The organism is Pseudomonas taiwanensis (genome assembly GCF_013393345.1).
GTDB classification, from domain to species: Bacteria; Pseudomonadota; Gammaproteobacteria; order Pseudomonadales; family Pseudomonadaceae; genus Metapseudomonas; species Metapseudomonas resinovorans_C.
This window is the reverse complement of sequence record NZ_QJRF01000064.1, coordinates 22,785-38,842: the sequence shown is the minus strand read 5'-3', so window position 1 is coordinate 38,842 and position 16,058 is coordinate 22,785. Positions and strand designations below refer to the sequence as shown.

Annotated in this window: 15 protein-coding genes; 1 reads left to right on the top strand and 14 read right to left on the bottom strand. The window is 64.6% G+C overall.

Going from position 1 to position 16,058, the window contains the following annotated elements; genetic code table 11:
• Position 1 precedes the first annotated feature (1 nt).
• The 6 genes from flgK to flgF are packed head-to-tail and all read right to left on the bottom strand — an operon-like array spanning position 2 to position 6,659.
• A complete protein-coding gene (gene flgK, locus DM872_RS17145) occupies positions 2-2,053 on the bottom strand; it encodes a flagellar hook-associated protein FlgK (protein ID WP_179060602.1) in 2,052 nt (683 codons plus the stop codon).
• A 10-nt stretch (positions 2,054-2,063) separates the two neighbouring features.
• The gene (gene flgJ, locus DM872_RS17140) at positions 2,064-3,230 is read right to left on the bottom strand and encodes a flagellar assembly peptidoglycan hydrolase FlgJ (protein WP_179060601.1); all 1,167 of its coding nucleotides are present in this window, start codon (positions 3,228-3,230) and stop codon (positions 2,064-2,066) included.
• Positions 3,231-3,240: 10 nt separating this feature from the next.
• On the bottom strand, positions 3,241-4,341 hold the full coding sequence (locus DM872_RS17135) for a flagellar basal body P-ring protein FlgI (protein ID WP_179060600.1): 1,101 nt from the start codon (positions 4,339-4,341) through the stop codon (positions 3,241-3,243).
• A gap of 11 nt (positions 4,342-4,352) precedes the next feature.
• On the bottom strand, positions 4,353-5,066 hold the full coding sequence (gene flgH / locus DM872_RS17130; RefSeq protein WP_179060599.1) for a flagellar basal body L-ring protein FlgH: 714 nt from the start codon (positions 5,064-5,066) through the stop codon (positions 4,353-4,355).
• 18 nt (positions 5,067-5,084) lie between these two features.
• Positions 5,085-5,870, bottom strand: coding sequence for a flagellar basal-body rod protein FlgG (gene flgG / locus DM872_RS17125; protein ID WP_179060598.1), 786 nt, complete (start codon positions 5,868-5,870; stop codon positions 5,085-5,087).
• Between the two features lie 45 nt (positions 5,871-5,915).
• Positions 5,916-6,659 (bottom strand): flagellar basal-body rod protein FlgF, encoded by a 744-nt coding sequence (gene flgF, locus DM872_RS17120; RefSeq protein WP_179060597.1) that lies wholly within the window; start codon positions 6,657-6,659, stop codon positions 5,916-5,918.
• On the opposite strand from flgF, the gene DM872_RS17115 reads away from it, so the two are divergent.
• On the top strand, positions 6,658-6,912 hold the full coding sequence (locus tag DM872_RS17115) for a hypothetical protein (RefSeq protein WP_179060596.1): 255 nt from the start codon (positions 6,658-6,660) through the stop codon (positions 6,910-6,912). The genes flgF and DM872_RS17115 overlap by 2 nt on opposite strands.
• 18 nt (positions 6,913-6,930) lie before the next feature.
• Here DM872_RS17115 and flgE read toward each other — a convergent pair whose 3' ends face one another.
• The 8 genes from flgE to DM872_RS17075 all read right to left on the bottom strand — a co-directional run bounded on the left by flgE (position 6,931) and on the right by DM872_RS17075 (position 16,008).
• The gene (gene flgE, locus DM872_RS17110) at positions 6,931-8,268 is read right to left on the bottom strand and encodes a flagellar hook protein FlgE (protein WP_179060595.1); all 1,338 of its coding nucleotides are present in this window, start codon (positions 8,266-8,268) and stop codon (positions 6,931-6,933) included.
• 45 nt (positions 8,269-8,313) lie between these two features.
• Positions 8,314-8,994 (bottom strand): flagellar hook assembly protein FlgD, encoded by a 681-nt coding sequence (gene flgD / locus DM872_RS17105; protein WP_179060594.1) that lies wholly within the window; start codon positions 8,992-8,994, stop codon positions 8,314-8,316.
• 19 nt (positions 8,995-9,013) lie between these two features.
• Positions 9,014-9,460, bottom strand: coding sequence for a flagellar basal body rod protein FlgC (flgC, locus tag DM872_RS17100; protein WP_179060593.1), 447 nt, complete (start codon positions 9,458-9,460; stop codon positions 9,014-9,016).
• Between the two features lie 14 nt (positions 9,461-9,474).
• Positions 9,475-9,882, bottom strand: a complete 408-nt coding sequence (gene flgB, locus DM872_RS17095) for a flagellar basal body rod protein FlgB (RefSeq protein WP_179060592.1) — start codon at positions 9,880-9,882, stop codon at positions 9,475-9,477.
• A gap of 319 nt (positions 9,883-10,201) precedes the next feature.
• Positions 10,202-10,906 carry an NAD(P)H-dependent oxidoreductase gene (locus tag DM872_RS17090; protein WP_179060591.1) on the bottom strand — a complete coding sequence of 235 codons (705 nt, stop codon included), beginning with the start codon at positions 10,904-10,906 and terminating at the stop codon, positions 10,202-10,204.
• Positions 10,907-10,995: 89 nt separating this feature from the next.
• Complete coding sequence (locus DM872_RS17085; RefSeq protein WP_179060590.1) at positions 10,996-12,186, bottom strand: pyridoxal phosphate-dependent aminotransferase; 1,191 nt, start codon at positions 12,184-12,186, stop codon at positions 10,996-10,998.
• Positions 12,187-12,207: 21 nt separating this feature from the next.
• Positions 12,208-13,818 carry a 5-guanidino-2-oxopentanoate decarboxylase gene (locus DM872_RS17080; protein ID WP_179060589.1) on the bottom strand — a complete coding sequence of 537 codons (1,611 nt, stop codon included), beginning with the start codon at positions 13,816-13,818 and terminating at the stop codon, positions 12,208-12,210.
• Positions 13,819-13,923: 105 nt separating this feature from the next.
• Positions 13,924-16,008, bottom strand: coding sequence for an acetate--CoA ligase family protein (locus tag DM872_RS17075; protein ID WP_179060588.1), 2,085 nt, complete (start codon positions 16,006-16,008; stop codon positions 13,924-13,926).
• Between the last annotated feature and the right edge of the window lie 50 nt (positions 16,009-16,058).

The following is a 16,058-nucleotide window of genomic DNA, read 5'->3' as shown; positions in this document are numbered from 1 at the left end:
GTTAGCGGAAGGTGCTCATCAAGGTATCGAACAGGCTTCGGGCAACTTGAATCACTTGCGACGAAGCGTTGTAGTACTGCTCGAACTTGATCAGGTTGGCCGCCTCTTCATCCAGGCTCACTGCCGAGAGCGAGTCGCGGTTGTCCGTGGCTTGCTTGAGGATCGCCGTGCTGGCTTCGCTGTCCACCCGCGCCTGGGCGGTCAGGGTGCCCACCCGCTCCACCAGGTCGCCGTAGCTGTCAGTGAAACTGGAGCCGCTGCCACCCGCCAGGGCGTCCACGCCAACGGCGGCCTTGGTCTGCAAATCCACCAGCTTGAGCGCGTTACGGTTGTCGGACACACCGTTGCTGCTCATGGCGAGACTGAAGGTGTCACCGGTTTCCGCGCGCCCACTGAAGCTCTGAGTGATCTGGTATTCCTGCGTGGTGGCCGGAGTACCGGTGGTGACCGACACGGTGTAGCTCAGCTGATTGGTCTGCCCCGGGGTCACGCTCAGGGTTCCCGACGGCGGCTGGCTGATGGTCACGCCAGGCGGCAGGCCGGAGAAGCTCAGGCTTCCCGGCGTACCAGCCGTGTAGTTCATGGTGATGGACGAGATCGCCGCCAGGTGCGCCTGGCTCATAGGGTTCAGCGTATTGGTGATGTTGGGCTGGCCGATGGCGCCGGTACCCTTGTTCTGCACATTCGCTTCCGAATGCAGGGGCGCGGCGAAGGCCAACTGGTCCGCCTGGTCCAGCACGGCGGCGATGTCCTTGGCGCCGGTACGCGTGGGCTGCAGGATGAACTTGTCACCCGTGGTGGGCGGCGGCACGCCGAGGGCAATCTGGAAGCCCTGGTCGCGGCCCGCGCTGTCCGTGATGGTCAGGGTGCCCGAGGGGGTACTGTCGCTGACCACCATCTGCTGGTTGTCGCTCAGGCGGCGCACCATATAGGGCGGCGTCGCCGTGGCGTCGTATTCCATCTGGTAGTCGCTGGTGTTGAGCAGGCTGGTATTGGTGATGTTCAGCACGGGCTGGGCATTGCTGTTGCCGGCGAACGCCTTGACCCGCAGTGCCGCCAGGGCCGGGTCGTTGTAGTTGCCGAACAGCGCCGCGCCCACTTTCCCCTTCAGGTCCAGGCCCTGGCCGAGCTGGGTGTTGACCTGGTCGCTGATGGACATGGCCAGGCGTCCCAGGGTGTTCAGGCTGGCGTCCAGGGTCTCGCTGCGGTAGCGGATCAGGCCGCCCAGTTCGCCACCGCTGAGCAGCGTGGTGACGCCCTGGCGGGAATCGCCGCTGACGAACTCCAGTTCGAAGCGGCTGGGGTCGCCCTTGCCAGGCACCGCTTCCAGGCGGTTGGCGGAGCTACCCACCACCAGCGGCTGGCCGGTGCCGACGAAGATGCTCTGGGTGCCGTCGCTCTGCGGCACCACGCTGACGCCCACGTAGGTGGAAAGCTGACGGATCGCTTCCTCGCGCGAGTCCAGCAGGTCGTTGGGCACCTGGCCATTGGAGGAGGCTACGGCGATGGCGTCATTGAGGCTGGCGATGGAGCCGGCCAGGCGGTTCACCTGGTCCGCCACCGACGACATCTGCTTGTTGAGCGAGTCGTTCTGCGCGCTCAGCCGGTCGTAGACAGTGTTGAAGCGTCGCGCCAGCCCTTCGGCCTCGGACAGCACCAATTGCCGCGCCGGCATATTGGCGGGGTCTTCGGCAGCGGTCTGCATGGCCGCGAAGAAGCTCTTCAGCGACGGCGTGATGCCGGTGGTGGTGCCGGACAACAGCGAGTCGAGCTGGTCGATCTGGCTCTTGTAGGCATCCACATCGCTGCTCAGTGAGGTGGTGTTGCGCAGCTGCGCAGTGAGGAACTCGCTGTAGCTGCGACGGATATCCGTCAGGGTTACGCCGCTACCGATATAGCCCGAGCCGGAGAACTGCGGCAGTGTCGTGGACTGCGTCGCGCTCTGCCGGGTGAAGCCGGGCGTATTGACGTTGGAGATGTTGTGGCCGGTGACGGTGAGCTGCGTCTGGCTCACGCGCAGTCCCGACAGGCCAATGTTCAGTAAGTCAGCCATGACTCAAGCCTCATATCCTGGTGGTCGTGCTGTCGACTGCAGCAACGGCCTGGTAAACCTGCATGCCGCGGGCAATCTGGGAAATCTTGCGGGCGTATTGGGGGTCGGTGGCGTAACCGGCCTTCTGCAGCTCGCGGACGAACTGCTCGGAGTTGTCGGCGGAGTTCAGCGCCTTGTCGTAGCGGTCGTTGTTCTCCAGGAAGCTCACGTAGTCGTGGAAGCTCTGCTCGAAGGAGTTGTAGGAACGGAACGACGCCGCTTCCTTGACCGCCTTGCCGCCCTTGTACTCGGTGGTCATCACCCGTGCGGAATCGCCGTCCCAGCTCTTGTGGGCCTTGATGCCGAACAGGTTGTGACTGCTGGTGCCATCGCCTTCGCGGATGATCGACTTGCCCCAGCCGGTTTCCAGCGCTGCCTGGGCCACCAGGTAACGGGGGTCGACGCCGATTCGCTCGGCGGCCTTCTCGGCCATCGGCAGCAGGGTGTCGATGAATTCATTGCGCGAAGCGAAGACGCGCTTGCCCGCACCCTTGGCGCTTTCCGCCGCCTCGGCACCGACCGCTTCGCGCTCAGGCGCGGCGTAAGTCTGAGCCGGAGTCCAGTCCTTGCCGGCCAGCGAGGTGCCGGCGAGTTGTTCGGGCGACGGCACGATGCCCGCCGCCTGGCGATCGCTCAGCTTGCCGGGGAGTGCCAGGCGGCGCTGATTGAGCAGCTTGGAGTCGTCACGTTCCGCAAAGCTCGATGTTTCGGCGTTCGCCACCTGCTTGCTGCCCTGCGCCGGCCAGTTGGCCTGGACGCCGGATTGCACCTGGGCGAAGGGATTGGGTCCGGTCGACTTGTTGGTCTTGGACAGCTGCCGGACCAGCACATCGGCCAGGCCGACGCCGCCCTGCTTGGACAGGGTCACGGCCAGCTGCTGGTCGTGCATTTCCTGGTAGGTCTTGGTCTCGTTGCTGTTCAGGTAGTTGCCTTCGGCGAAGGCCTCACCCGCCTGGCGCATGGACTTCATCATTTCATTGAGGAACAGCGACTCGAACTCCTGGGCGACCTTGCGGATGTTGCCCTCGCTGTCGCGATCCTTGCCGGCCTTGAACTGGCTGAGCCGGTTCAGGTCGGTGTAGGCGCCGCTGTCCACCTTGGAACCGGAGGCGAGCCCTGTGGAGAGTTTCGAGTTCATCGCCTTTCCCTTAAATCACGATCAGGTCGGCCTGCAGGGCACCGGCCTGCTTCAGCGCTTCCAGGATGGCCATCAGGTCGGACGGCGCAGCGCCCACCTGGTTAACTGCACGCACGATTTCGTCGAGGGTGGTGCCGGGGCCGAACTTGAACATCGGCTTGGCTTCCTCCTCGGCATTCACCCGGGAGCGCGGCACTACCGCGGTCTCGCCGCCGGAGAAGGCTTCCGGCTGGCTGACGATGGGGTCCTCGGTAATGGTGACGGTGAGGCTGCCGTGGGTCACGGCGGCTGGCTGCACCTTCACGTTCTGGCCGATGACGATGGTGCCGGTTCGCGAGTTGATGATGACCTTGGCCACGGCCTGGCCCGCTTCGATCTCCAGGTTCTCGATCACCGACAGGTAGTCCACGCGCTGGCCCGGGTCCAGCGGCGCACTGACCCGTACCGAGCCGCCATCCACGGCCTGGGCGACACCCGGTCCGAGCAGTTCGTTGAGCTTGTCGACGATATTCTTCGCCGTGGTGAAATCCGGGCGGTTGAGGTTCAGGGTGAGGAAGTTGCCCTGCTCGAAGCCGCTCGGCACAGGGCGTTCCACGGTAGCGCCGGACGGAATGCGCCCAGAGGACGGAACGTTGACGGTGATCTTGGAACCGTCGCTGCCCTCGGCATCGAATCCGCCCACCACCAGGTTGCCCTGGGCGATGGCGTAGACGTTGCCGTCGATACCCTTGAGCGGCGACATCAGCAGGCTGCCGCCGCGCAGGCTCTTGGCGTTGCCGATGGAGGAAACGGTCACGTCGATGGTCTGGCCCGGCTTGGCGAAGGGCGGCAGGTCGGCATGGATGGACACCGCCGCGACGTTCTTCAGCTGCACGTTACCGACGTTGGCCGGCACCTTGATGCCGAACTGCGCCAGCATGTTATTGAAGGTCTGCAGGGTGAACGGCGTCTGGGTGGTCTGGTCACCCGAGCCGTTCAGGCCGACCACCAGGCCGTAGCCGATCAGTTGGTTGGTCCGTACGCCCTGGATGCTCGCCAGGTCCTTCAGGCGCTCGGCCTGGGCCGCGCCGGCGGCAAGCAGCAAGCAGAGGGCGGTGATCAGTCGCTTCATGGTCGGCCTCATCAGAACGGGAACAGCGGGCTCATGAAGAACCGGTCGAACCAGCCCGGCTGGCTGGCGTCGGCGAAAGCGCCGGTGCCGGAATAGGTAATGCGCGCATCGGCCACGCGAGTGGACGGCACGGTGTTATCGGTGCCGATGTCATCGGCGCGGACCATGCCGGCAATGCGCACCAGCTCGTCACCTGTGTTCAGGGTCAGCCACTTCTCGCCGCGAACCGCGAGGATGCCGTTGGGCAGCACTTCGGACACGGTGACGGTGACGGAACCGGACAGGCTGTTGCTCTGCCCCGCCTTGGAATCACCCTTGGTATCGCGGCTGGCGTTGTATTCCGCATCCAGGGACAGGCGCGCGGCATCCAGCGGATTGAGGCCGCCATTGGGGTTGTTCACCGAAACGCCACCGCCGAACAGCGAAGTCAGGCCGATGTTGGCGTTGCTGTCCTTCTGGATCTGCGAGTTGGCGTTCTTGCTGGCCTGCGTACGCTCGTTGAGGGTGATGGTGATGATGTCACCCACGCGATAGGCCTTGCGGTCGTCATAGAGGTTGGTCTCGAAACCGGCCTGGTAGATCGCGCCGTTGCTCTGTGCAGCAGGCAGCGGAGTGCGCGGCAGCACGGGCGCGTAGTAGGGATCGTTCGGTCGCGGCGCAGGTTGCACACAGCCCTGGATCAGGGTGATGCCGAGCAGCGGGAGGAGAATGATCAGCCGGTTCATGACAACTACCTCAGGGCGTTACAGGTTCTGCGTGACGAAAGCGAGCATCTGGTCGGCGGTGGAGATGACCTTGGAGTTCATCTCGTAGGCACGCTGGGTGGTGATCATGTTCACCAGCTCCTCGACCACGCTGACGTTGGAGTTCTCCAGGGTGTTCTGCTGCACCACGCCCAGACCGGTCAGGCCCGGCGTGCCGACCTGCGGCGCGCCACTGGCGGCGGTCTCGAGGTACAGGTTGTTGCCGATGGATTGCAGGCCGCCGTAGTTGACGAAGTCGGCGGTCTGGATATTGCCGATGATCTGGGCAGCGGGGTTGCCAGTAGTGGTCACGGAAACGGTGCCGTCTTCGCCCACGGTGAAGGTCTGCACTTCGGCGGGCAGGACGATGGCCGGCTCCAGGGCGAAGCCCTGGGAGGTGACGATCTGGCCGTCGGAGTTCAGGTGGAAGCTGCCGTCACGGGTGTAGGCGACGGTGCCATCGGGCATCAGCACCTGGAAGAAGCCACGACCATTGACGGCCATGTCCAGCGGCTGCTCGGTGGTTTGCAGACTGCCCTGGGTGAAGATTTTCTGGGTGCCGGCGATGCGCACACCGGTACCCAATTGCAGGCCGGTGGGCAGTTCGCTGTCCTGGCTGGTCTGGCCACCCGGCTGGCGACGGATCTGGTACAGCAGGTCCTCGAACTCGGCGCGGTCGCGCTTGAAGCCCGTGGTCGAAACGTTCGCCAGGTTGTTGGAAATGGTGGTCAGGTTCATGTCCTGGGCGGACAGGCCGGTCTTGCTGACCCAGAGTGCCGGAAGCATTTTCTTCTCCTCGGGCGCCGGAATCATGGCGCCGCGTACTGGTGATTAGCTGAACTGCAAGACCCGCGCCATTGCCGAAGAATTGTCTTCGGCGGTACGCATCATCTTCACGGAAAGCTCGAACTGGCGGGACAGCGAGAGGATCGCGGTCATCTCTTCCACGGCGTTCACGTTGCTGGCTTCGATGAATCCGGAGGTCACACGGACATTGGCGTCGGCCTGCACCGGCTGCAGCGGGTCCTTGACGCGGATCAGGCCGTCGGCGCCCTTCTCCAGCTGCTTGGGATCGGGGTTGACCAGCTTGATGCGGTCCACCTCGGCCACCACGTTGGGCGCCTCGCCCAGAGCACGAATGCTGATGGTGCCGTCCTGGCCGATCTCGACTTTCTGCTCCGGCGGAATGGCAATGGGACCGGCATTGCCCATGACCGGCAAACCATTGCCGGTGCGGAGCTGGCCAAGGGCATCGATCTGCAGGCTGGCGGTGCGCACATAGGCTTCGCTGCCGTCGGGGGCCTGTACCGCAACCCAACCCTCCCCTTCCACGGCGACATCCAGGTCACGGCCGGTTTCCTGGAGGGCGCCGGGGGTGAAGTCGGTACCGGGGCGCTCGGTCATGGCATAGACCCGCGACGGGAAGCTGTCACCGAACACCGGCATGGATCGCGCCTGCTCGAAATCGCGGCGGAAACCGGAAGTCGAGATGTTCGCCAGGTTGTTGGCATGAGCACGCTGGGCCAGGCTGTTCTGGCTGGCTCCGCTCATTGCGACATAAAGCATCTTGTCCATGAATCTCTCCGAGTGGGCGTTGCCGCCCTTGGCGCTTTGCAAGCTACCCAGCAAGCCGCGTGCCAAACCCGAAAATCACAAACAAACCATTGAAATAAAAGGATTTTTACAAAAAGAAAAAGGCCCTTTGCAGGGCCTTGTCAAAGCACTGGCGGCGAGGGGATGCCGCCAGCGGCAAGGGGATTTGCCGCCACTAGGAGCGGGCTTGCCAGCGAATGGGCAAACCTTCGCGAGCAAGCTCGCTCCTACATAAAGAGCATGCAGCCGCTCATCAACGCAGGTTGATGATGGTCTGGGTTACCGCGTCTTCAGTCTGGATGGTCTTGGCGTTCGCCTGGTAGTTGCGCTGGGCGACGATCAGGTTCACCAACTGGTCCGACAGTTCAACGTTGGAGTCTTCGAGTGCGCCGGCCTGGAGAGCACCCAGGGTGCCGGAACGGGGTGTACCGACTATGGGCTCACCGGACTCGAACGATTGCACCCAGCCGGTCTTGCCGACCGGGGTCAGGCCCTGGACGTTCGCGAAACTGGCGAGGATCACCTGGCCCTGCACCTTGGACTGGCCGTTGGTGTAGCGGGCGAAGATCACACCGGTGTCGTCGATTTCCAGACCTGCCAACTGGCCGGTGGTGTAGCCGTCCTGGCTGATGCTGTTCACCGCGAAGGCGCTGGAGTACTGGGTGGAGCCGCGGATATCGACGCTGATGCCGCCGGCGTCGGCGGTGGCGCCGTTGGCCGACCAGTTGGCGGGCGTGCCGCCATCGGACACGGCGGGTACCCAGTCGTCCAGGTTCATCAGCCCAGTGGCCGGGTCGTAGTTCAGCTCGCCACCCGCCGCCATGCCGGCGGTGTTCAGGCTGCCGTCGGCATTGAACAGCAGGTTGGTGGTGTGCGGGTCGGTGCTGGTCGGGTTGGACGGATTGCGGCCATCCACCAGCACAGCCATGGTCCAGTTGTTGGTCACCGGCGGCGTCGCGGCCGGGTCCGAGTTGTTGATGAAGTACTGGGTCATGACGTGGGCATTGCCCTGGGAGTCATAGATGTTGACCGAGGTGGACGAGGTGTAGGTCGTCGGGTCGCTCGGATCGAACGGGGTGTTGGTCGGCGCCTTGGTGGTGGAGTTCAGGTTGAACTTCTGGGCGACTTCGGTGGTGGCCTTGGGTGCCTGGTTGGAAGTCTGGACCTGCAGGTCGCTGATCACGCCGTTCTGCACGTTGCCGTTACCGTCGATGCCGTAGCCCTGCAGGCGGTAGCCGAAGTTGTTGACGATATAGCCACTGCGGTCGGTTCCGAAGTAACCGGCACGGGTATAGCTGACCTCGCCATTGTTACTGGTCTGGAAGAAGCCATTGCCGTTGATGGCCAGGTCCAGGGCGTTCTGCGTGTAGTTGATGTTGCCCTGGTTGAAGAGTTGGGACACGTCGCCCAGCAGCACGCCACTGCCCTGGGGATTCTTGCCGGTACCCAGCACGGAAGCGGCATAGACGTCGGCGAATTCCGCCCGGGACTGCTTGAAGCCCGCGGTGCCGGCGTTGGCAATGTTGTTACCGGTGACATTGAGGTCGCTGGTCGCTGCGCGCAGGCCGCTGAGACCGATGTTGAACGCCATTTCTATCTCCTTTGCCGGTGCTTCCCGGCGCTCTGAACCGGGAAGTTACTGACCGATGACCTGGACCTTGGAGAGCCCGACACTGCCGATGCCCGCGAGGTTGAGCATCAGTTCGCCGCCGTTCTGGCCGAGGGTGACGCTATCGACGTTGGCCGGCAGCATGGTGTAAAGGGCCTTGGTCTCACCGCCGTACTGGGCCTGGGCTTCGAACTTGTAGGTGCCAGGCGGCATGACCTTGCCGCTGGAGTCCTTGCCGTCCCACATGAAGCTCACGCTGCCGGCAGGCTGCTCGCCAAGGTTGACGCGGTTCACCAGGGTGCCGGCGCTGTCGTAGACGTTGACCCAGACGTTGCTGCTGGAAATGGGCAGGTTGGCGCTGGCCTTGAAGGTTTCCGCGGTGTCCACCACGGCCTTCTCGCTCGGCACGATCACCTTGCGACCCACCAGGGACGAGGCTTGCAGCGCCTGCGAAGACTGGTAGCCAGACAGCAGCGAACCCATGCTGGAGTTGAGCTTCTCGATGCCTTCCACCTGACTGAACTGCGCCAGCTGGGCAATGAACTCGCCGTTCTCCTGGGGAGACAACGGGTCCTGGTTGTTCAACTGGGCGACCAGCAGTTCCAGGAACTCGTTCTTGCCGAGGTCCTTGCTCTTGGGTTCGTTCTTGATGGCGTACTGGTCGAGAAACGACTGGCCATCGGTGGACGCTACGTTGCTGACACTCATGCTGTTCCCTCGCGCGCTATCACTGACCCAGGGTCAGCACTTTCTGCATCATCTGTTTGGCGGTGTTCATCATTTCCACGTTGGTCTGGAAGGACCGGCTGGCGGAAATCATGTCGGCCATCTCTTCGACCACGTTCACATTGGGGTAGTAGACGTAGCCATCCGCGTTGGCCGCAGGGTGGCTCGGCTCGTAGCGCGGGGTCAGGGTGCTCTGGTCCTCGATCACGCCGAGTACCTGGACGCCGGCGCCGGACTGATCCTGGTCGGCGAACAACGAGCCGCGGTCGCCGTTGCCTAGGCTGTCCTGGAACATGGTGGCGAACACCGGGTGGCGGGCGCGGTAGGTCTGGTCGAGGCTGGAGGAAACGGTTTCGGCGTTGGCGATGTTGCTGGAGATGGTGTTCAGCCGAGTGTTCTGGGCACTCATGCCGGTGCCGGCGATGTTGAAGATGCTGGACAGTGACATGGCTTGGCTCTCCGTTATTCGCCGCGCAGGGCGCCGATCAGCCCTTTGAACTTGCTGTTGAGTAAGGTGAAGCTGGCCTGGAACTGCATGGCGTTCTCGGTGTAGTTCGACTGCTCCAACTGGGCGTCGACGGTGTTCTGGTCGACGGCCGCCTGGAACGGAATGCGGTACTTCAGCGAGGCGTCAGCCATGTCGAAACCTTCGGCGACGATGTGGCGCTCGTTGGTACGTGCGGCCTGGAAGCTGCCGTGGGCGGCTTTCTCCGACTGCTGGGCCAGCACGCTGGCGAAGTCCAGGTCACGAGCCTTGTAGTTCGGGGTATCGGCGTTGGCGATGTTGTTCGCCAGCACCTCGCCACGCTGGGCGCGGAAGCTGAGGGCTTGCTGGTGGATGCCGAGGGCCTTTTCGAAGCTGATGCTCATGTCCGGAACCTTTGCCAGTGGCAATCTGGTTTGCTTACCTGACATTCAGCAAAGGCCGTGCCAAAACAATTTTCCCTTTGTTTTCAGTAGCTTGATGCAATGAAGGGCGGCAAAAAGCGGCAATGGACAGGGGCCGGGCGGCAAAGCGGCAAGGGCTATTTGCCGCCGGTTGCCGCTTTGCCGGGGCATCCGGCGAGAGAACAGGTAGGAGCGAGCTTGCTCGCGAAGAATCGTGCTCGGGATTTTCGCGAGCAAGCTCGCTCCTACAAGAGAGGTGATCCGGAAAAAAGAAGGCCGCCCTGGGGCGGCCTTGGTGCACTCAACGAGGCAATGGGTACAACTTGTCGTCGAACTGGTCGAGCCGGGGAAACTCGAGCGGCACATCCTGCTCCAGGCCCTGCAAGCGATCCTGATAGGTGCGGAGGAAATCCTGGCGGGCATCGTTGCTGATGTAGGGCACGTGCCACGCCACGAAGGGCGGCAGGACCTCCAGGCCGACGTAGGCCAGGGTGCCACGCAGCAGCGGACGCAGCATGTCTTCCAACGGGCCGTGGATGGCGCCGTCGCCAAACATGTGCTCGCGGCCACCCAGGGTCAGGGTCACCAGCGCCTTCTTGCCGGCCAGGCCGCCCTGGTCATAGAAACGTTTGCCCCCGTAGCAGATGCCGGATACCAGCACCCGGTCGATCCAGCCCTTGAGGATGGCCGGCACCGAGAACCAGTAAAGCGGGAAGTTGAGGATCAGCAGGTCGGCCCAGAGCAGCTTGTCGAGCTCGCGCTGGATGTCCGGTGCAATCTTGCCGGCCTTCACACCTTCGCGCTGCTCCAGGGCGTAGACCAGGTAATCCGGGTTCTGCCGCTCGCTGAAATCGGCGGCGCTGGCGACCGGGTTCCACTCCAGTGCGTGGAGGTCGGACTGGCGGACTTCATGCCCCTGCCCTTGCAGGGTTTCCACTGCGAGATCGCGCAAGGCGCTGCAAAACGACTGCGACTCGGGGTGGGCATGGACGATCAGAATCTTCATGGGTGGTCCTTATGGCACTGTCCGTAGGTTGGTGCAGAGCGCAGCGAAGCCCAACGATGAGGGATTCGCCGCGCAACGCAAACCTTCATTCATGCGATTTCTAGTTGATCAATCAGTTCGGCTGCACAGCGGGCAATGCGGCGGCAGGCCTCCTGCAGCGGCTCACTGCCCAGCACCAGCCCCAGGCGAATATGGCCGGCCGCGCTGGGGCCGAACGCTTCACCCGCCAGTACCGACACGCCATGGTTGTCCAGCAACCGATCAGCAAAGTCTTGAGCGGACAACCCCGTCGGCCGGATATCCACCATCACGAACATGCCGCCGTCCGGTTTCAGCGCACGCAAGCCGGGGCAGCCTTCCAGGCTCGCGCAGACCAGGTCGCGCCGCTGCCGATAGGCCTCGCGCATGGCTTCCAGCTCAGGCAGGCGAGCATCCAGTGCGACGCAGGCGGCATCTTGAACGAAGTCGGGCGAGCCGTAGAGCATGCACAGGGCGAGGTTCTCCAGGTGCCCGGACAACTCCTTCGAGCCTACGACCCAGCCCACCCGCCAACCGGTCATGGCGTGGGACTTGGACAGGCTGTTGATGGTCGCGGTGCGCTCGGCCATGCCCGGCAGGCTGGCCGGGCTGATGTGCTCACCCTCGAACAGCAGCTCGCTGTAGACCTCGTCGGAGATCATCCACAGGTCATGGGCGATGCAAAGTTCGGCCAGGGCGTTCCAGGTGGAACGCGGCAGGCTGGCGCCGGAGGGGTTGTGCGGGCTGTTCAAGGCCAGGGCACGGGTGCGCGGAGTGATCGCGGCAGCCACGTCTTCCGCCTGGATGCGGAAACCGTTCTCCGAACGTACCGGCACCGGGATCACTTTCGCGCCGCAGGCGCCGAACACGGCTTCGTAGGTGACATACATGGGCTCGGCGACGATGACCTCGTCACCCGGATTGAGCAGGCATTGCACAACGCAGAACAACGCGCACTGCGCACCGGCCAAGACCACCACTTCGTCAGGGCCGACGGTCTGCCCACTGCGCTGGTTGTGCCAGGAGGCGATGCGCTGGCGCAGGGTGGCCTTGCCGCGCACGTCGGAATAGTGCGTGTTGCCGTTGAGCAGGCTGTCGATGGCCGCCTGGATGATCGGTTGCGGCGTGTCGAAATCAGGATCGCCGACCGACAGCAGGAGGATGTCGTCACCGCGGGCCTGGCGTTCCAGCGCACGGTAGTGAATGTTCCAGGCCGCCGCGCCGTCGCCGGCAATACGTTGGGTGAGGTCGGAAAAGCGCATGTTCAACTCCTTGCCTCGTGCTCAACGAGCACAGGCATGTTTCAGTTCGATCAGGGTGACGCCGGGGTGGCCGAAGCCTGCGCGCAGGTCGTCTTCCAGTTCGTCGAGGCTGCGGGGCTGCTTCACGGCGCAATGGAAGGCGCGGGCCAGGCCGGCGAAGTCCGGGTTGCGCGGCAACACGCCCACCGGCTCGATATCCAGGGCCAACATGTCGTCGCGGATCTGGCCCAGGGCGTCGTTGTTCCACAGCAGCACCACCAGCGGGCTGTCGAGTTCCTCCGTGGCGGTCGCCAGTTCCTGCGCGGTGTAGAGGAAACCACCATCCCCCACCAGCACCAGGCCGGGCCGTTCCGGTGCGCCGAACTTGGCACCGATGCCGGCCGGCAGGCCGTAGCCGAGGGTGCCGTAGCCGGTGGGGTGCAACCAGCTGCGCGGTGCCCGGCTGGCGAAGGCGTAGTTGCCGGTGTAGGCCAGCTGGGTCATGTCGGTGCTGATGAAGGCATCGGTCGGCAGCGTGGAGGCAATGCGGTCGAGAATCGACTGGTGAATACCTTGCAGCGGCGCGTGACCGTTGCGGATGGCCTCACGCAGCCGGGCGACACGGGCGGCGGATACCTCCCCTGCCCTGCTCGTTTCCGGCAGGCGCTGCAGCAGCACCTCAAGGGTCTGGCGGGCATCACCCTTGAGCGCGACGGCGCAGGGGTAGAAATCGTTGAACTTGCGTGGATCGATGTCGACGCGGATCAGTTCGCCGCACAGCGGCAGGCGCTCGCGCCAGAAGTCCGTATCAGCCATCTCGGTCCCCACGGCGAGGACCAGGTCGGCCTCGGCGATCATCTCCCATCCCGTCGCTACGCAAAGGCTGGCACCGGCATTGAGCGGGGCATCCGGCGGCAACAGTCCCTTGCCGGCCACGCTGGTGAACACCGGAGCGCCCAGGCGCTCGCTGAGTGCCTGCACGGCACCCGCTGCTTCCAGCGCGCCACCGCCGGCAATGATCATCGGCCGCGTGGCTGCCGCCAGTCGCTTGGCGGCAGCGTCCAGGGATTCGCCATCGGCCACGCCCCGGCCGGGACGGCGTACCACCTCGGCAGTCCAGTCACGCGCTACCGGGGCGGCCAGCACATCGAGCGGAACCGAGATATGCACCGGACGCGGACGCTCGCCATCGAACACGGCATAGGCGCGCGCCACCAGCTCAGGCAGATCTTCCGGGGTCAGGGCCACGGCGGAGAACGCGGTGATGGGGGCGGTAATGGCGCGCTGGTCCTGAGTTTCGTGCAGGCAGCCCCAGCCTTTGCCGAGGCTCGCCGTGTGGTTGACGCTGGAGATGACCAGCATCGGGATCGAATCGGCGTAGGCCTGGCCGATGGGGGTAGCCGCGTTGGTCACGCCCGGACCGGTGATGATGAAGGCCACACCCGGCTTACCGCTGACCCGTGCATAGCCGTCAGCCATGAAACCTGCGCCTTGCTCGTGGCGGGTCAGCACATGCCGGATGCCGCTGCCGGGCAGGCCGCGATACAGCTCCAGGGTATGCACGCCGGGGATGCCGAACACGGTGTCCACGCCGTAGTTGGCCAGAAGGCGAACCAGGGCCTGGCCGCCGGTGAGAGTGTTCTGGTGTTGCATGAGGTGTCTCCTCGAATCGATGCCAGAACCTGTAGGAGCGAGCTCTGCTCGCGAACGGCTAAACACAAGAGTTTCGCCAGCAAGCTGGCTCCTACAGGAGAGTCGTCATTCCGCGATACGAATCAGCGCATCCACCGCCACGGCACCATCGGCGCCGACCAGCAGCGGATTCACATCCAGCTCCAGCAAGCGTCCGGCGTTCTCGCAGGCGTAGTCGGCCACCGAGCGAATGGCGGCCACCAGCGCGTCCAGGTGTGCCGCAGGGCGACCACGGAAGCCGGTGAGCAGCGGCGCACTGCGCAAGCTCAGCAAGGCATCGCGGATCGCGGCATCGTTGGTGGGCAGCAGCAGACTGCGGCTGTCCTTCAGCAACTCGACGAGAATGCCGCCGGCGCCTATCACCAGGGCCAGGCCGAACCCTTCCTCGCGCTTGACGCCCACGATCAGCTCCGCGAGTGGCGGTGTAGCCATGCGCTCCAGCAGTACCTGGTCGAAGGCCACGCCCGGTGCGTAGGCGGCAATGCGTTGCCGCATTTCGCCCAGGGCCCGTTGCAGCGCTTCGGCATCACGCAGGTTGAGGGCCACGGCGCCGGCTTCGGTCTTGTGTGGCAGGTCTGCGCTGACAGCTTTCAGCACCAGCGGGTAGCCAAGCTGGCCGGCATCCTCCACGGCACGTTCCGGCGTACTGAGCAGCGCTTGCGGAACTGGCAGGCCAAAGGTGCGCAGGGCCTGTTTGGATTGCCATTCATCCAGCAACTCGCCACCGGCCAGAGGCGATGGACTCAGGGGCACCAGGGCCGACTCGCCCCGGGCCAGCAGTGCTTCACGGCGTTGCTTGTAGGCGGCGATCCGGCCCCAGGCGGCCAGGCCGTCCTCCACGCCTTGCAAGGCAGCGACGCCACGGGCGTGCAGGTACTCGCGGGCGGATTCCGGCAGCAGTTCCGGGAAGGCAGAGGCAATGAAACCGGTCTTGCCGTGGCGCTCCAGGGCTTCGCAGTACAGCTCCAGCAGCAGGTCGCACTGGGGCCGCTCTCCGGTCTCCTCGCCCGGGTAATCGAGCACCAGCAGCGCGGCGTCAGCAGGACTGCTCATCGCACTGTCGAGCATGCGTGCGAGGGCTTCCCCGTCGCCCCAGATGGCGGTGGTGAAGTCCAGCGGGTTGGCGATGTTGGCGTAGCCCGGCAGGACCTGTGCCAGCTCGCGGCGTTGGCCGTCGTCCAGCTTCGGCAGTTGCAGTGCGTTGACTTCGGCGTAGTCGGCGATCAGACCCGCATCGCCGCCGGAGCAGGCCAGGGCAATCAGGCCGGGGCCGGCAGGCAACTTGCCGCAGGCAGCGGCCTTGAGGGTCTCCATGAAACTCACCGGACCGCTGACGCGGATCACCCCGAGGCGCTCGAAGAGGCTGTCGTACAGCGCATCGGAGCCGGCCAGGGAGCTGGTGTGGCTGAGAGCCAACTCGGCGCCGATCTTCGAGACGCCGGTCTTCAGGGCGATGATCGGGATGCCCTTCTCCAGGGCCTTGTGCGCGGCACGAGCAAAGCCCGGTACGTTCTTCAGACCTTCCAGATGCAAGCCGATGGCAGTGACGCGGGGTTCGTCCAGCAGCACATCCATCAGCTCAGCCACGCCCAGTTGCGCCTGGTTGCCCACCGAGGCCATGTAGGCGATCGGCAGGGAGCGGTCGCTCATGGACAGGTTGTAGGCGAAGTTGCCGCTCTGGGTGAGCACGGCCACGCCCTTCTCCACCAGTTGGCCACCGTGGGCCACCGGCCAGAGGGCGGCGCCGTGGAGGTAGTCCAGCAGGCCGTAGCAGTTGGGTCCGAGCAGCGCCATGTCATTGGCCGCTGCCAGCAACTGCGCCTGCAGAGCCTGACCCTCGGCGCCGGTTTCGGCGAAGCCGGAGGCGTAGCAAATGGCGCCGCCTGCTCCCTTGGCGGCCAGGGCTGCGACGCTGTTCAGCGTCTGTTCACGGTTGGTGGCGATGAACACCGCGTCCGGCCCGCACGGCAGGTCCGCGACGCTGGCCACGCAGGGCACGCCTTCCAGCTCGGCGTGCTGCGGATTGACCAGCCACATCTGGCCGGCGAAGCCACCTTCGGCGCAGCGCTTGAGGGCGCGGGCCATGCTGCGACCACCGATGAAGGCCAGGTGCCGGGGCGCCAGCAGGCGCTTGAGGTTGTCTCGATTCATGTCGGATCTCGGAATAGGTTTTGCCGGATTTCCCTCACCCCTAGCCCCTC

What these genes read in the sequence shown, in the direction of transcription:
- flgK (WP_179060602.1), bottom strand. Translation starts at nt 2,053, where the DNA reads ATGGCTGACTTACTGAACATTGGCCTGTCGGGACTGCGCGTGAGCCAG.
- flgJ (WP_179060601.1), bottom strand. Translation starts at nt 3,230, where the DNA reads ATGAACTCGAAACTCTCCACAGGGCTCGCCTCCGGTTCCAAGGTGGAC.
- DM872_RS17135 (WP_179060600.1), bottom strand. Translation starts at nt 4,341, where the DNA reads ATGAAGCGACTGATCACCGCCCTCTGCTTGCTGCTTGCCGCCGGCGCG.
- flgH (WP_179060599.1), bottom strand. Translation starts at nt 5,066, where the DNA reads ATGAACCGGCTGATCATTCTCCTCCCGCTGCTCGGCATCACCCTGATC.
- flgG (WP_179060598.1), bottom strand. Translation starts at nt 5,870, where the DNA reads ATGCTTCCGGCACTCTGGGTCAGCAAGACCGGCCTGTCCGCCCAGGAC.
- DM872_RS17115 (WP_179060596.1), top strand. Translation starts at nt 6,658, where the DNA reads ATGAATCTCTCCGAGTGGGCGTTGCCGCCCTTGGCGCTTTGCAAGCTA.
- flgF (WP_179060597.1), bottom strand. Translation starts at nt 6,659, where the DNA reads ATGGACAAGATGCTTTATGTCGCAATGAGCGGAGCCAGCCAGAACAGC.
- flgE (WP_179060595.1), bottom strand. Translation starts at nt 8,268, where the DNA reads ATGGCGTTCAACATCGGTCTCAGCGGCCTGCGCGCAGCGACCAGCGAC.
- flgD (WP_179060594.1), bottom strand. Translation starts at nt 8,994, where the DNA reads ATGAGTGTCAGCAACGTAGCGTCCACCGATGGCCAGTCGTTTCTCGAC.
- flgC (WP_179060593.1), bottom strand. Translation starts at nt 9,460, where the DNA reads ATGTCACTGTCCAGCATCTTCAACATCGCCGGCACCGGCATGAGTGCC.
- flgB (WP_179060592.1), bottom strand. Translation starts at nt 9,882, where the DNA reads ATGAGCATCAGCTTCGAAAAGGCCCTCGGCATCCACCAGCAAGCCCTC.
- DM872_RS17090 (WP_179060591.1), bottom strand. Translation starts at nt 10,906, where the DNA reads ATGAAGATTCTGATCGTCCATGCCCACCCCGAGTCGCAGTCGTTTTGC.
- DM872_RS17085 (WP_179060590.1), bottom strand. Translation starts at nt 12,186, where the DNA reads ATGCGCTTTTCCGACCTCACCCAACGTATTGCCGGCGACGGCGCGGCG.
- DM872_RS17080 (WP_179060589.1), bottom strand. Translation starts at nt 13,818, where the DNA reads ATGCAACACCAGAACACTCTCACCGGCGGCCAGGCCCTGGTTCGCCTT.
- DM872_RS17075 (WP_179060588.1), bottom strand. Translation starts at nt 16,008, where the DNA reads ATGAATCGAGACAACCTCAAGCGCCTGCTGGCGCCCCGGCACCTGGCC.